The sequence below is a fragment of the Psychrobacter sp. Choline-02u-9 genome (assembly GCF_002836505.1).
In the GTDB taxonomy this organism is placed as follows: domain Bacteria; phylum Pseudomonadota; class Gammaproteobacteria; order Pseudomonadales; family Moraxellaceae; genus Psychrobacter.
In genome coordinates, this window is record NZ_PJBF01000041.1 from 208,489 (window position 1) to 222,822 (window position 14,334).

Consider the following 14,334-nt stretch of genomic DNA (forward strand, 5'->3'; position numbering starts at 1 on the left):
TCCCTTCATATAATTTTTATACTTGTTATTAAATCATTGGTGGTGTGTCAAAAAGTATGCTGATTAAAACTTGAACAGTTTTTGAAGCCTTGAAAGCCCTATAGAATCAGAGAACTTAGCATAGATTTTTTATTGGCTTCTATCGCCAGCATACTTTTTAGAACACCACCAAATCATTAAAACGCTCAGGACTACCAAGCCATTGTGAGATCTACGAATGACCCTACATATTTATCAAGCTCGACTGCTGCACTACTTGACCGAAAGCGATCGTACTGAGCGTACAACCTCTGATCATTTACAGACATTAGCTGTGGAACGAGACATTACGTTGCTACCAGTGATTGAAGGTGTACAGGTTTATCCTGAATATATCGCTGATGGTGCGCTTGTCGTAGATGGTGTGACAGGGTGCATTGTAGAGTATGGTCGTAGTGAAACTATACTGTCAAAGTATGCAAATGAAGAGGGTAGGCTAGCAGTCAAGGTGCATGACTATCGCGATAAATTGATCATGCCAGGTTTTATCGATACTCATGTACATTATCCGCAAATAGATATGATTGCTGCTTATGGTGAGCAATTACTTGACTGGCTTAATAATTATACTTTCGTCACCGAGGCCAATTTTGGCGATCCAAAAGTAGCGCATGATACGGCACAGTTCTTCTTAAACCAGCTGCTGGCAAATGGTACGACGAGCGCCATGGTGTTTTCTACCAGCCACCCTGAATCAGTGAACGCATTTTTTACTGAAAGCCATCGGCTCAACACCCGCATGATCACAGGCAATGTCTTGATGGACCAAAATGCGCCTGATAATTTGTGTGTACCTGCTGAGCAAGGTATTCGAGACACCCAAAACATCATTGATAATTGGCATGAGCGTGGTCGTCAGCATGTAGCGATTACCCCGCGCTTTGCTATTACTTCGACACCCAAGCAACTACAAATGGCAGGTGAGCTGTATGCCAGTTACGAGAGTGTTTATCTGCAGACGCATCTAGCAGAAAACCGTGATGAAATTGCCTTTGTGAAACAACTGTATCCCACTCATAAAGGCTACCTAGATGTCTATGATACGATGGGATTACTGGGTCGACGCACCACCTTGGCACATGGTATTCACCTTGAAAAATCGGAGTATGAACGCTTACGCGATACTGGTACGCAGATATCACACTGTCCGACGTCCAACCTGTTTTTGGGTAGTGGATTGTTCGATTTACCCAAGACGTTAAGTTATACTGGTGTCAGTATCGCCACTGACGTTGGAGCAGGGACAAGTCTGTCGATGCTGACGACTCTGTCAGAAGCGTATAAAATCCAACAACTACAAAGCAATCAACTATCCGCTCATCAAGGGCTGTACCAAATTACGTTGGGTAATGCCCAGTCGCTATTATTGGACAATAAAATCGGTAACTTTATGCCCAATAAAGAAGCAGATTTTGTGGTTATCGATATGGGTGCAACGGAATTGCTTGAGCGACGTATGGTGCAGACCAAAACACTGGAAGAGCAGTTGTTTGTACTAATGATGCTAGGCGATGATAGAGTAATTGATCAGACAGTCATCGCTGGCGTGAGTCGCTATCGTAAATCTATGTCTTGATAAACTAGCGAAAAATATGAATAACGAAAAAGCCCCGTTTATGTTAAACATAAACGGGGCTTTTATTGGTTTGATTTGTGCTTATGGGATAGCTTGGCGGTGTTCATTTTCTAACTGACGTTTTCTAATTCAATAGACACATGCCAATCCGTGATATCAATCTCATGACAGTTATCACCCTCGCCATTGATACGATCAATAACTAAAAAGTCACTGTCACGCCCGAGAGCGAGTAGAGGGTGATGCCAGACATTGGTATCATACTGTACGGCTTGATTAGATTTTGCATAAAACACTGCTAGATCATTAGCTGAATGCGGCGGCACGCCAGCTTTGGCGACGACGACAATATAATCTTGCCCCTCCATAGATACAAATGCCTGTGTTCCAAGCGGATGGTATTCCATGACCGAGAGTGCAATCGGATTCTCACGTTTCTTGGCCCGAAAGATACTCATACCAACTGAGCCACCATCAAGCTGACTTTTGGCAAGTGCATGATGGCGAACCGCATAGCCATTGTTGATCTCATAAGTGTTGTCAGCGGTTTGCTCACAGGTATCATAGCGCTCGATGACCGAGCCATAAGGTGCAAAATTTGCTTTGGTCAAAGGTATCGCTGTTAATGTGACAGACATTATTTTGCCTCTTTACTATTAGTGTCAACCTCAGCAATCCTGCCATACACGCGTACACGGCTGATGCCGCCATCTGGGAAGATATTGACCCGAATATGAGTAACGGGTTTATTAAGTTGAAGCTTGTCTTTACCAAAGTTATGAACGGCATTGGCATTGGTTTTCTGCGGCTCAAGCAATGTCTCCCAAAACATACTCTGAGTCACTAAGGTTTGTTCGGGTGTATTTGGTGAGTAGGCGGCTTGAATCGAAACTTTATCAGGATAGTTGCCTTTGAAATGTGCCGTATCTATCTCGATAGCGTCAACGATACCTGCTTGACCTAGCGCGATAATGCACCAGTCATTGCCTGGCTCACGGCGACGACGGGTCTCCCAGCCATCACCCATATTAGGTGCTTTAGTCGGTAGTAGTAAATTACTAGCCGCACCAAAATGTGCGTCGTTACTAGCAATGGCACGACCACCATTTAACGCGCCTGCCAAGTCAAGTGTCTCGCCTTGTGTATTTAGGCTGGCATCAAGTTGGATATCACCATAGACACGTAGTCGGGCAACGCCGCCATCTGGATAAATATTCAAACGAATATGGGTCACGGTTTGCCCATGATCAATCTCGACAAGCTCATGATTGTGACCTTGCAATGGGGTCATACCTACTAGCGCCTGCCAATTTTTACCATCCCAGTCTTTTTTGCTTAGACTGGCAAGCTCAGTTTCATCTTGCTGTAGCAGATCTGGCGCGTATAAGGCATCGACACTGGCGGAAGAGGGGAAGTTACCTGTAAAATGACTGGTATCGATATCTAGACCAGCTATTTTGGTTGGGCGCGCCAGTTGAATCACTAAATAATCGTAACCCAAATGGCGCTTGCGACGTGTTTCCCAGCCGTCCATCCATTTACCGTTGTCATCGAACTTACCAACCACAAAGATAGGCGCATCAGGATTTAGAATACGGCTTTTATCCGCAAAAAAATCATCGGTGGCGAATAGCGATTTTGCGCCCAAACGACTGTCGGCGACGTTTGATTTTTTGGTAAATGCTGGCAGGGCATCAGGTAGATTGTTTGCAGAGATAATTTGTCCAACTGCTGAAGTATTTTGACTCACAATGATTCCTTTTTAATAACGGTGTGTGTTGATAGTGTGGGTGCTATCTTATTTATTAATCTATGCCAATTCGTACGCGCTTAGCTAAGCAGAACTAGAACAATAGCCTAAGCTTACATCCAGTTAGCAGTGTTGTCTGACGTAGCAGGATGGTTTTCGTACCAGTGTTTAGCGATATCATCACGGCGGCATATCCATACGTCGGGCTTATTGGTGATATAACTCAGAAACTGCTTTAGCGCTTTGATGCGTCCTGCACGCCCAATAATGCGGCAATGCAAGCCAATGGTCAGCATTTTAGAGGTGTGTGCGCCTTCTTCGTATAAGGTATCAAAGCTGTCTTTGAGATACTGATAGAATGGTTCAGCATGGGTGAATCCCGGGCTAGAAGAAAAACGCATGTCATTGGTCTCTAGGCTATAAGGGATGACCAAATGTGGTTTACGCGTGATCATATTGCCGTCTTGGACCTTTACATTGAGCCAATACGGTAACTCATCACCGTACGAGTCAGAGTCATAGGTATAGCCGCCTTGCTCGGCAACCAGTTCACGAGTATTTGGACTATCGCGTCCTGTATACCAGCCGAGAGGTTGTCCGCCTAGCATACGTTTAAATATTTGGGTAGCACAGCGAATGTGTTCGCGCTCCGTCTCACGGTACATATCCTGATAAGTAATCCAGCGTAGACCATGACTGGCAATTTCATGACCATCTTCTAATACACGCTCGATGATATGCGGGGTCTTTTCAGCAGCGGCAGCACAGGTAAACGTGGTGATTGGCACGCCGTACTCTTTGAATACATCTAATACACGCCATACACCGACACGGCTACCGTATTCGAATGCAGATTCAATAGACTGGTGACGGTTGTTAAATTCTGGTGTGCCTAAGATATCAGACAAGAAACGCTCTGATTGCCCATCGCCATGGATGACGCTATTTTCTGCACCTTCTTCGATGTTTAATACAAATTGTACGGCGATTTTTGCGCCACCTGGCCAGTTCGCTTTTGGTGGGTTGCCAGCATAGCCTTTTAGGTCGCGGGGATACGTACTGATATCAAAGTCACTGGTAATTTTTTTGCTCATTATCTATATTCCTATATCGCTAGAGCCTTAGATATTTATTTAAATATTGCTTGTAAAGGACAGTTATTTTTTATCAAAAATTAAAGTGATGATGCATAGGCCACGAGCTGTTGGCGCTCCGCATCCGTCAGCTGAGTAATATTACCAAGCGGCATATAGCCAGTCTGTACCGCAGTGACGATTTTCGCTTTATGAATTTTTAAGTCTTCTGGTGTTTGCAAAATGATTCCTGCTGGCGGCGCGGCAAAGCCTTGCTGTGTCGGTTGTACCGCATGACAGGTGCTACAGCGCGTATGCACGACATCCATCATGGCGTCATCTGCTGACGCGCTCACTGGTACGGCTTCAGCAATAGCGGCATCATTGTTAACGCTATTAGTAGCATTACTATTAGAATTGGTATTAGCGTTAGCAACAGCATCAGTGCTTGAGTCAGTAGTCGCGCTTGTAGCTGGCGGCGTGCTATCAGTTGTCGTAGGTGCTACTGAAGTAGTAGCAGGCATTGCTGGCGCTGGCTCAATCGGCTCAGGTCGCATCCAGATAATTAATAATACAGTTAATACGGCTGGAATGACCAAGTAGCGCGGTTTTTTATGACCCAAATGCTTTTGGTTAAAGTAATGACGGGCAGTCGCGGTGATGATACCGACGAAGACCAATACCAACCAACCTTTCTCATGAGCATACATCATTGGGTAATGGTTGCTGATCATGGTAAAAATCAGCGGTAGGGTAAAGTAGTTATTCATCAGTGAGCGATTTTTGGCTTGTAATGCCAATTCAGCCACTTCTTTACCTGGTTTTTCGCCGCGACGCACACAGTCAACGAGCGCACGCTGAGCCGGCATGATACCGAAGAATACGTTACCTACCATCACCGTGCCCAAGATGGCACCGATATGAATAAACGAAGCGCGATCACTAAATAGCTGATAAGAGCCCCAGCTCGCGATGACCAGCAAGATAAAAATCAAGGTACTAAAGATAAACGCGTTTTTACCCAAATGACTGCGTACGATCACTTCATAAATGAAGTAACTGCCAAATAAGAAAAGCAAGCTGGTGGCAATGGCACCGATACTAGTAAACGGCACTTTGCTTGGGTCAATTAGGTAGGCAGTTGCATTGGCATAATAGACGATAGACATCATCGCCGCACCCGTCAGCCAAGTGGTATAAGCTTCCCATTTAAACCAATGTAGCGTCTTTGGCATCTCTTCGGGTTCGAGTTTGTATTTGGCAATCTCATAAAACCCGCCGCCATGGACGGCCCAAAGATCACCCGAAATGCCTTTGTCTGTTTTCCACTGTGGCGGTTTGCGTAGACTTAGATCTAGCCACACAAAATAAAACGATGCACCAATCCATGCCACCCCAGCGATAACATGAAACCATCGGAAAAATAAACTCAACCATTCGAGAAGATAGGCGCCCATGTAATAAATGTCCTTTAATATGACAGTGTCTTAATAAAATGTCTTGGTAATTTCTTTTGATAGTATTTCTTGAACACTAATAACAAAGCAGAGAGCTAAACAGCGCCAAAGCTACGATCCGCGATAGGTACTATAACCGTGCGCACTAAGCAGAAGTGGCACGTGATAATGACTGGCATCGTTTACCACAAAGTCGATAACCACTTGCGGGTAAAATGCTGTCAACTGCTGAGCATTAAAATAAGACTGAGTATCAAACGTTACGGTATAGCGGCCAATATTTAGCTGATGCTCTGTGCTATCGATGGCTGTATCAAACTGCCAAGCGTCTGGTGTGACACGGCCATCACTATTGGTTGTGCCATGTGCCAATAATGTGGCGGCACCGTTGTCTCGTATGCGGTGTAAGGTAACGGCGACATCAGCCGCAGGTTTGCCAAGATGAGTGTCTAAGATATGTGATGATAGGGTGGCAGACATAATGCTTCCTTTAAATTTGTGAGAAATATAAATAGGATAAAAATGCTAGTCTAACTCTGCGACTACTATTTGCCTGTCTAAGCATTGTCTAGTAGTTTGTTTAAACGTAGACGCGTAATTTTATTTTGCTCAGCGGCTGCATTGGCAAGCTCTGTGGCACGATCATTAGGCAAGCGCGCTAATAGTAGATCCAGCATTTGCTGCGCGCTTTTACCCGTCGCAAAGACAATAAAAATAAAACCAAATTTATCAAGATAGTCGCGATTTCCTTTGGCAAGTGCTTCGAGGACTTCGTCTGCTGCATCGTTAGCGCCTGATTGTTCGTGTGCGGCGCTACTTTGTGTGTTGCGGTATTTCTCTTTTAGAGATGCTACGTTGCCGATTTGTGGATGCCCATCAAACGCTTCTAATAAGTTAGCCTCATCATTTTGTACTTTGTTCCAGATAGCGTCGCTACTTGTTAGCAGTGCATCAACGTCTACAAAAGGGCGGGCGTCTGCAAGCTTATAAGCCCAGCTTTTACTGGTGCAGCAAGTCAATAGCTGAGCGATGGCGACTTCTTGTGATAAATCGTTGAATTGCGCTAAGGTTAAGCTCACGATGACATCCTTTTCTAATAGGGTAGCCCGTTATCTGTGTCGGGCGATAAATGTTTGATAGAGGTTTATACCTTATGGTTATTTGCATAAACTTACAGGTATAAGCAGTAATCTTGATAAGCAGCGGCTGTTTCAGTTTTATGGCTGCTTTGATTAAGCTAATCGCTATTAATTTGCATAAAATCAAAAGTCGATAATCTATGTGTTCGTAGTCAGAGCTTTGGCGCTTATATACGCTTTGCATAATTTCAAGTTATAGTGAACTGACAATATGAAACAGATTTGCTAAGGAAACACTGATATTTTGGCCGTCTAAAACGTCTGGCAAGAGGTAGTTAATGACGGCGTAATTGATTTACAGTTCCCATTTTGCTAAAACCTGACTAATTGGTCAACTGTTTTGTGCGAAATATTTTTATTTAACAGGTTATGCTGCTCAAATCTATGTGTTTATATAAGAATACATAGCAAAATATAGCGACTATTTTGTCGAACCTGTCTCTTAGAGTGAGATACCACTGCTATGACTCAAAACAATCAAAAGGAAGAAACCTCAGTGACTGATACGCCCTCGCACCGTAGCCAACAAGCCATTCGCGCACAGAATCAAGCGCTTATCTTAGCGGCAGCTGAAGAAGAGTTTGTGCTTCAGAGCTATCGCGGCGCTACGATGCAGGGCATTGCTGATAGAGCAGGCTTACCTAAAGCCAATGTTCACTACTACTTTAAAAATAAAAAAAACCTCTACATGGCAGTGCTACGCTCGATCATTCAAGAATGGAATGAAGGCTTGGTAACCATGACAGTAGATAGCGACCCAAAAACAGTCATCGAAAAATTCGTCCGTACCAAGCTACATCAGGCATTTGTCAATCCAAGTCGCCATAAATTATTTGCGATTGAAGTCATCGGTGGTGCACCGCATTTGCATGAATTTATGTCCACTACGATGAAGGAGTGGGTACACGATAAAGCGCAGGTAATGAAAGAGTGGCACAAGCAAGGAAAAATTGGGATTACTGATCCTCTACAACTACTGATTTTGATTTGGGCGACTACCCAACGTTATGCTGAATTCGAGATTGAAATCGTTGGATTGATGGATAAGACGGCGTATGACGCAGCAGATGAAGCGCGTGCGGCAGACTTTCTGGTGCCTTTTATTTTAAAAGGCTGTGGCCTTGAATGATAACAAGATAGCTATTTGACAAGGTTCCTATTTAATAAGTCAGGTGCTTAATCAGCGAAGTGCACAGATTGTTTCTATTTTTCTGTGCACCTCGCTTAATGCTAAACACTTCGATATATTTAACCCTAGCTTTCGCTTAGCATTAAGCGACTTCTTGCGTTGGTTCTAAGTTGTCTTTTGCGTGCTGTGCTTTAGTATCAAACTCGATGCCATAGTTTTTGGGTAAAATCATATCAAGCGTGATTGCCACAATCCCTGCCATCGTTACTGCTGAGCCAAAGATATTTTGAAAGAACTGTGGCGTTTGTGACAGTACGTCAGGAACAAAGGCGATACCCGTTGCCAGACCTAGCGAGGTGGCAATGATTAAGACATTACGATGCGTAAATTGCACGGTAGATAAGATACGAATACCAGCAGTCGCTACCGTCGCAAACATCAGTAGCGTGACGCCGCCAACAACAGGCTTCGGTAACTGCGTAAAAATAGCACCAAGGACAGGGAATAGCCCCATCAGGCATAGAATGCCGCCCACATAGAAACCCACGTAGCGACTGGCAATACCCGTCATTTGGATCACACCATTGTTTTGGCTAAAGGTCGTCACAGGGAAGGTATTGAATACCGCCGCAATCAGAGAGTTAACACCATCTCCTAGTACACCGCCTTTGATGCGTTTCTCATAAAGAGGGCCTTTGATCGGTTCACCTGATATCATTGAGGTCGCCGTCAAATCGCCTGAAGTCTCAATACTGGTAATGATGTACATAAAGGCAATGGGAATAAAGGCCTGCCAATCAAAACCAAAGCCATATTTAAATGGGATTGGCACCGTAAAAAAAGCCGCTTCAGAAACCAGAGAAAAATCAATACGGCCCATAAATACGGCAGCGATAAGCCCGAGTATCAAGCCGATAAAGATGGCGCTTGAGCGAATGACTTTATTATTGATGATGCTAATCAGTACGACACTTGCCAGCACACCACCGCCCAAAAGTAAGTTCGGAATACTACCAAAATCTTCAGCACCAAACCCGCCTGCTAAGTCAGTCAGACCTACTTTAGTTAATGACAAACCAATCGTGACAATCACGCAGCCTGTAACAATGGGGCTCATAAAAGATTTGAGTTTGGTTATAAATTGACTCAAAAATATCTCAACAAATGCACCGAGAAATGAAACACCAAAAATAACTGATAGAATCTCTTCTGGGCCACCGCCGCGGTTTTTTACCACAAACCCTGCTGTCAGTACCGCTGCCAGAAATCCAAAGCTGGTGCCTTGTAACGCCATGAGACCAGAGCCAACAGGACCTACTTTACGGGTCTGAATAAAGGTTGCAACGCCAGATACTATCAATGACATACTGAGAAGGTAGGGGATATGCTCTCCTAAACCTAATGTGCCACCTATGATAAGAGAGGGTGTGATGATACCTACAAACGCTGCAAGTACATGCTGTATAGCACCTAAAAATGCTTTGATGGGGGTAGGACGGTCATGCAGTCTATACAGTAAGTCGGTATTCGCTGGAACGTTTTCACTCATGGTGGTTTCCTCCTAAAATAACTGCTTAGTACCCGCTTGACTGTAGATATCAGACAATGTGGTAGATCACGAGATCAAAGTCTTAACCCAATCCTTGACTTGTTTTTTATCGATGTAAACAATAGGATACGCATCCGTCTGTAAGATAAACAATGAAAATAGCTAATATATGTTGGCTAATATTTGAACAACCTGACCAATTAGTCAGGTCTATTTAGGCTATAGGTAAAATACAAATCATTGCAATGTTTTTTTTGATACTAGTGCGTTTACAGGTTTGTTACGAAGGAGGGAGGGTTAGGTAACATTGGAAAGCAGATCAAAGAAGAGGGGTGCTGACCATTGAGAACGAATAAGTACTAAGACCTATCGTTATATCTATTGCTGTTTTTTAAACAAAAAAAAGCCCAACCATAACGACTATGATTGGGGCATTTCAATTTTGCTTACTTGATATTTATTCTACTATAACCAAAATTGCTACTTTGGGCTTGATGACCATACGGGTGAGCGGATAACGCCTTGCCCTGATTTACCAAACGCTTCGCCACCATTGAGAGATTTGATGGTCAGCACCCCTTTGCCGCCTTGGGTCGATGCGTAGACCACGCGTTTACCGTTTGGTGAGAAGCTTGGAGCTTCGTCGATACCTGTATTGCCAAGATTGGTAGTGATAGCACCATTGCTATTCATAATAGCCGCTGAGCGTCCACTCAAAAAGGCAATTTGTGTACCGTCACTGCTAAACTGTGGACTGGTCGCATAACCTCCATTTGAAACTTTAATGGTTTGTCCCGTGGCAAACTCGTAGCGATAGACTTGCGGCTTGTTAAAGCCAGTTTTATCACTGACAAAAACGAAAGATTTGCCGTCTGGTGCATAGCTTGGTTGTACTTCACTGCTTGGTAAATTGGTAAGCCTTCTAGGTGTACCGCCGCTGGCACTCATCTCATAGATATCAGCGCTACCTTCAAAACTACTAGAGAATAATATCTTGCTACCATCAGGAGAGAACGAGGGGCTTAGGTTACTACCTGAAAAAGGCGTCAGAGCAGTTGCACCGCCGCCACTGACGTTTTGCACATAGATAACAGGATATGATTTCTCACGTTGTACCGAGTAGGCGATACGGTTGCCATCAGGTGACCATGCTGGTGAGAAGATAGAGCCTGCCACTTCAGTAATGGTTCTAGCGTTTTCGCCATCAGCATCCATTACTTTGAGACGAGAGATCTTTTGTTTGCCAGTTCCTGTTTCTTCAATATAAGCAATGCGTCCTGAGAAATCCCCTGGAATACCAGTAATCAGCTCGTACACTTTGTCTGCGATGACATGACCGGCATAACGCATACTTTCCCTATTATTGTCGGCGGTTAGGCTTTGCTTGCCTTCTATCACACGACCAGATTTGACATCGATGACTTCATAATCGGTGATTATTTTGCCACGATTGGTACGCGTACTGCCGACAACCAGATACGGTATGCCCATGCTTTGCCAAACGGGTAATGTACCTGTCAGCTCTTTACTGCTGTGCGGCTGCTGTGGTAGATCTTGATTGGTTACTTTTAGCTCGGTTTTACTCAAGTCATTTAATATAATCGGTGATAAGACAGAGTCACCCGCAAACGATACAAACGCAACTTGGTTTTGCTGAACAGGAATCTCATAGTCCAATTCTAGTACAACAGGTGCAGCGAGCACGCTTTGCGATATTAGCAATGCTGAGGTACTGGCGAGTAATGAGACTAGTAGTTTTTTGTGGGTACGCATGAGTAAAGGGAGCTCCTAAAATTAGTATGATATTCATTTTTTATTTAATGAGACAAGCATCTAGATGAGGCAGCAACCTATGCGAGACAAGCCGCTTAACGTCACGTTACCAATATTATAAGAACCTAGCAACTGATTAATTGCTGCCTTTAAACTGTATGGTAAAAGTCGGGTATTTAGGGTCATCAGCATCAATCGGGAGACTGCCAGTATTGAGTACCGCTTGTTTTGCCGCTTCGTTGACCGTGTTATCAGGTCCAGAGGCCGTCACGTTGATCACATCGCCATTTTCATTGACAGTGATGGTCAAGATGGCACGTTGAGTAGAGCCTCGCGCGGCGGTAGGCGGCGTATAGTTGCGCTTGATTAAATTGATGATTTCGCTGTTGCTAGCACCGCGACTGCCACTGGATGCAGAACGACTACTACCCTTGGACGTACTAGAGGTTGACGTATCACCAGATATAGTAGATTGCCCATCTGACAGGCTAAAAGTTTTCCCTGCATTGCCAGAGCCGGCAGTATCAATCTCAATATTGCGATCGCTAGCAGTGGGACGTTTTATCTTTGGTGGATTGTTCTGCTTTTGACGAAACTCTCCCAGTCTTTTTTGTTCTTCTATGAGCTGGTCGCGTTTGCTTTGATCGACTTGGTCAAGCTCTTCCATGGCTGACTCGTCTAATTGTGCTGCCCACTCAGCCATTTTGCGCTCATATTCTTGATTTTGCTCAAGCAAACGTTGTTGATGGTCTTCGCTCATCAGTATGGGTTGACCAGCGGGTTCCTCAGATCGTGTAAATACAGGCACGCGCTGAGAGCTTGACTGACTTTGATTTTGCGCACTTACGCTACTACCAGATATTTCTGGCTGGGCACTACTAGACGAGTCGCTAGTGCTACTATCCATCTGCATTGCGCTGGCTGCTGCACGGTTGGCCAATATTTGTCCTTGCATTTCAGCAAGTTGCTCAGGAGATACCATGACCGTCTCAATACTACCAGCAGTCTCGACCTCAATGGTTTGATAGTTGTAAACCAGTATGCCGATGATAAGACCATGCGCCAGTAAGCTTAGCAACGTCGGCAGTGTTAGCCCGTTGCTTTCTGGTTCGGTAGGTACATAGACGGCAGGAGCATTATGCATGGTAAGGATACTCATGAACGTGATTTGTCAGATTGATTACTAGGATTAGCTATTATGATATGAAACGTTTACTAAAGGATATTTATCACTATAAAGAAGGCGTGGGTAGAGGCGCACCGGTCAGTAACCCAACTTTTTCGATACCTGCTTGCTGCAAAGTTGCCATGAGCGTCATGATGGCACCATACTGATTGTTTTGATCGGCATTGATCATCACCTGTACTGGCTCAGCATTACTATTATCGCTCTGAGACTGTAGGTTAGATAATGTATTAATCAGCTCAGGCTCACTTACAGGCACGTCAACATTGCTTTCATAACTGATAAAAATATCACCCTTGTCAGTCAAAGAAACAATCACAGGTAATTGGCTTTGACTCATGGTATTGGTTTGTTCTTTTGGCAAATCAACATCGACGCCTGTAATCAGCATCGGCGCTGTCACCATAAAGATCACCAGTAGCACCAGCATGACGTCAATGTAAGGTACGACGTTCATTTCTGCATTAAGAGCTTTTTTTTCACGGCCGTAGGGGTTTGGTTTCATAGCCCTGTCACCTGACCTGCATTAACTTGGGTTTCTTTGCTAATAGGTGCTTGTACGCTGGTCTCACGCTGCAGCATGCCCGTCATCTCATCACAAAATAAGGCACGCGAGTCATATAGTTGGCTCGATTTTGCTGTGAAGTGGTTGTATGCCAATACCGCAGGGATAGCGGCAAACAAACCCATGGCTGTGGCAATCAGTGCTTCGGCGATACCGGGAGCGACAGAGGCGAGGGTAGCTTGCTCAGTTTGCGACAGTCCCAAAAAGGCATTCATAATGCCCCACACTGTACCGAACAATCCGATGTACGGAGCAACGGAGCCAATGCTGGCTAGCGTCGTCAGTCCCGACTCTAGCAATTGCTGCTGGCGACCTAGGCCGACGCGTAGCTTGCGTTCAACACCATCGATAATGTCGTCTTTAGGTTGACGCTTTTTATGCATTCTTAGGTATTCTGAAAAGCCCACATAAAAAATCTGCTCAAGTCCCTGACGATCAGGAGAGCCTTGAATGCCTTGATATAGTTTGGCCAAGTCTTCGCCTGACCAAAACCAAGTCTCAAATTGTTGATCAAAGTTTTTGGCTGTACCGAGCCGCGCACTCATACGGAAAATAATGACCCAACTGAACAAAGAGGCTAATAGCAATAACGCCATCACAATCTGTACCAATAGACTGGCTTGGGTAATAAGATCAATAATATTTAATGATTCAGGCATGTAATGGACTCACGGATAATTGACAACAGCTGGTTTAAATAAAGACATCCAAACCAAACGAACCCTAAAAATAATACTCACGCTTTCTTGCTCAATTCTCAAGATAGTACTGATATCAAAAATCTTGTTTGATAAAGATCCTCTGATCATAAGTCCAACCACTGAGACATCAACATAATAGCCTGTTAGTTTACTTCTAAATGAGAAAAAGGTCATTATTAATGTGTTAAACGACTATTTAGTTGGGCTACTACTGATTCATTCAATAGTTAGTTGGATAACATGGATAATGACCGAGCAAATACTTATTACCTAAAACTTATGACTCAAACCGAATATTTCCTCAATGACGAGTAGAAAGTAGTTTTTCGAATAGCGTCGAGCAGCATGACTATATATAGCTTTTCATGTGGCTTTTCTGACCGATAGTCTTGAAGTC

General features: G+C 44.1%; 13 protein-coding genes. 2 read left to right on the plus strand and 11 right to left on the minus strand.

From position 1 onward, the window contains the following. Positions 1 to 217 precede the first annotated feature (217 nt). On the plus strand, positions 218 to 1,615 hold the full coding sequence (gene guaD / locus CXF69_RS03445) for a guanine deaminase (protein WP_101204794.1): 1,398 nt from the start codon (positions 218 to 220) through the stop codon (positions 1,613 to 1,615). Positions 1,616 to 1,725: 110 nt separating this feature from the next. Here the strand turns inward: guaD and CXF69_RS03450 are convergent, their stop codons facing one another. The 6 genes from CXF69_RS03450 to uraD all read right to left on the minus strand — a co-directional run bounded on the left by CXF69_RS03450 (position 1,726) and on the right by uraD (position 6,974). Next, positions 1,726 to 2,253, minus strand: coding sequence for an ureidoglycolate lyase (locus tag CXF69_RS03450; protein WP_101204795.1), 528 nt, complete (start codon positions 2,251 to 2,253; stop codon positions 1,726 to 1,728). Beyond that, positions 2,253 to 3,365, minus strand: coding sequence for an allantoicase (gene alc, locus CXF69_RS03455; protein WP_101204796.1), 1,113 nt, complete (start codon positions 3,363 to 3,365; stop codon positions 2,253 to 2,255). Before alc ends, CXF69_RS03450 begins: the two co-directional genes overlap by 1 nt. Positions 3,366 to 3,478: 113 nt before the next feature. Continuing rightward, positions 3,479 to 4,459 (minus strand): allantoinase PuuE, encoded by a 981-nt coding sequence (gene puuE, locus CXF69_RS03460; protein WP_101204797.1) that lies wholly within the window; start codon positions 4,457 to 4,459, stop codon positions 3,479 to 3,481. 80 nt (positions 4,460 to 4,539) lie between these two features. After that, a complete protein-coding gene (locus tag CXF69_RS03465) occupies positions 4,540 to 5,895 on the minus strand; it encodes a urate hydroxylase PuuD (protein ID WP_101204798.1) in 1,356 nt (451 codons plus the stop codon). 111 nt (positions 5,896 to 6,006) lie between these two features. Further along, positions 6,007 to 6,375: a hydroxyisourate hydrolase gene (uraH, locus tag CXF69_RS03470; protein ID WP_101204799.1), complete on the minus strand. Its 369-nt coding sequence runs from the start codon at positions 6,373 to 6,375 to the stop codon at positions 6,007 to 6,009. Positions 6,376 to 6,452: 77 nt separating this feature from the next. Beyond that, positions 6,453 to 6,974, minus strand: coding sequence for a 2-oxo-4-hydroxy-4-carboxy-5-ureidoimidazoline decarboxylase (gene uraD / locus CXF69_RS03475; protein ID WP_101204800.1), 522 nt, complete (start codon positions 6,972 to 6,974; stop codon positions 6,453 to 6,455). 523 nt (positions 6,975 to 7,497) lie between these two features. Between uraD and CXF69_RS03480 the strand changes: the two genes are divergently transcribed. Continuing rightward, positions 7,498 to 8,163, plus strand: coding sequence for a TetR family transcriptional regulator C-terminal domain-containing protein (locus CXF69_RS03480; protein ID WP_057759606.1), 666 nt, complete (start codon positions 7,498 to 7,500; stop codon positions 8,161 to 8,163). A 142-nt stretch (positions 8,164 to 8,305) separates the two neighbouring features. Here CXF69_RS03480 and CXF69_RS03485 read toward each other — a convergent pair whose 3' ends face one another. The 5 genes from CXF69_RS03485 to tolQ form a co-directional block, all read right to left on the minus strand. Further along, on the minus strand, positions 8,306 to 9,712 hold the full coding sequence (locus CXF69_RS03485; protein ID WP_102078477.1) for a nucleobase:cation symporter-2 family protein: 1,407 nt from the start codon (positions 9,710 to 9,712) through the stop codon (positions 8,306 to 8,308). Positions 9,713 to 10,192: 480 nt separating this feature from the next. Further along, positions 10,193 to 11,485 (minus strand): PD40 domain-containing protein, encoded by a 1,293-nt coding sequence (locus CXF69_RS03490; protein ID WP_101204802.1) that lies wholly within the window; start codon positions 11,483 to 11,485, stop codon positions 10,193 to 10,195. Between the two features lie 136 nt (positions 11,486 to 11,621). Further along, positions 11,622 to 12,629 (minus strand): cell envelope integrity TolA family protein, encoded by a 1,008-nt coding sequence (locus CXF69_RS03495; protein WP_101204803.1) that lies wholly within the window; start codon positions 12,627 to 12,629, stop codon positions 11,622 to 11,624. Between the two features lie 88 nt (positions 12,630 to 12,717). Further along, positions 12,718 to 13,176, minus strand: a complete 459-nt coding sequence (gene tolR, locus CXF69_RS03500; RefSeq protein ID WP_101204804.1) for a protein TolR — start codon at positions 13,174 to 13,176, stop codon at positions 12,718 to 12,720. Beyond that, positions 13,173 to 13,895, minus strand: coding sequence for a protein TolQ (gene tolQ, locus CXF69_RS03505; protein ID WP_101204805.1), 723 nt, complete (start codon positions 13,893 to 13,895; stop codon positions 13,173 to 13,175). The genes tolR and tolQ overlap by 4 nt, the downstream gene beginning before the upstream one ends. Positions 13,896 to 14,334 lie beyond the last annotated feature (439 nt).

What these genes read in the sequence shown, in the direction of transcription:
- uraH (WP_101204799.1), bottom strand. Translation starts at nt 6,375, where the DNA reads ATGTCTGCCACCCTATCATCACATATCTTAGACACTCATCTTGGCAAA.
- CXF69_RS03490 (WP_101204802.1), bottom strand. Translation starts at nt 11,485, where the DNA reads ATGCGTACCCACAAAAAACTACTAGTCTCATTACTCGCCAGTACCTCA.
- CXF69_RS03465 (WP_101204798.1), bottom strand. Translation starts at nt 5,895, where the DNA reads ATGGGCGCCTATCTTCTCGAATGGTTGAGTTTATTTTTCCGATGGTTT.
- CXF69_RS03485 (WP_102078477.1), bottom strand. Translation starts at nt 9,712, where the DNA reads ATGAGTGAAAACGTTCCAGCGAATACCGACTTACTGTATAGACTGCAT.
- puuE (WP_101204797.1), bottom strand. Translation starts at nt 4,459, where the DNA reads ATGAGCAAAAAAATTACCAGTGACTTTGATATCAGTACGTATCCCCGC.
- tolR (WP_101204804.1), bottom strand. Translation starts at nt 13,176, where the DNA reads ATGAAACCAAACCCCTACGGCCGTGAAAAAAAAGCTCTTAATGCAGAA.
- CXF69_RS03480 (WP_057759606.1), top strand. Translation starts at nt 7,498, where the DNA reads ATGACTCAAAACAATCAAAAGGAAGAAACCTCAGTGACTGATACGCCC.
- guaD (WP_101204794.1), top strand. Translation starts at nt 218, where the DNA reads ATGACCCTACATATTTATCAAGCTCGACTGCTGCACTACTTGACCGAA.
- CXF69_RS03450 (WP_101204795.1), bottom strand. Translation starts at nt 2,253, where the DNA reads ATGTCTGTCACATTAACAGCGATACCTTTGACCAAAGCAAATTTTGCA.
- CXF69_RS03495 (WP_101204803.1), bottom strand. Translation starts at nt 12,629, where the DNA reads ATGCATAATGCTCCTGCCGTCTATGTACCTACCGAACCAGAAAGCAAC.
- tolQ (WP_101204805.1), bottom strand. Translation starts at nt 13,895, where the DNA reads ATGCCTGAATCATTAAATATTATTGATCTTATTACCCAAGCCAGTCTA.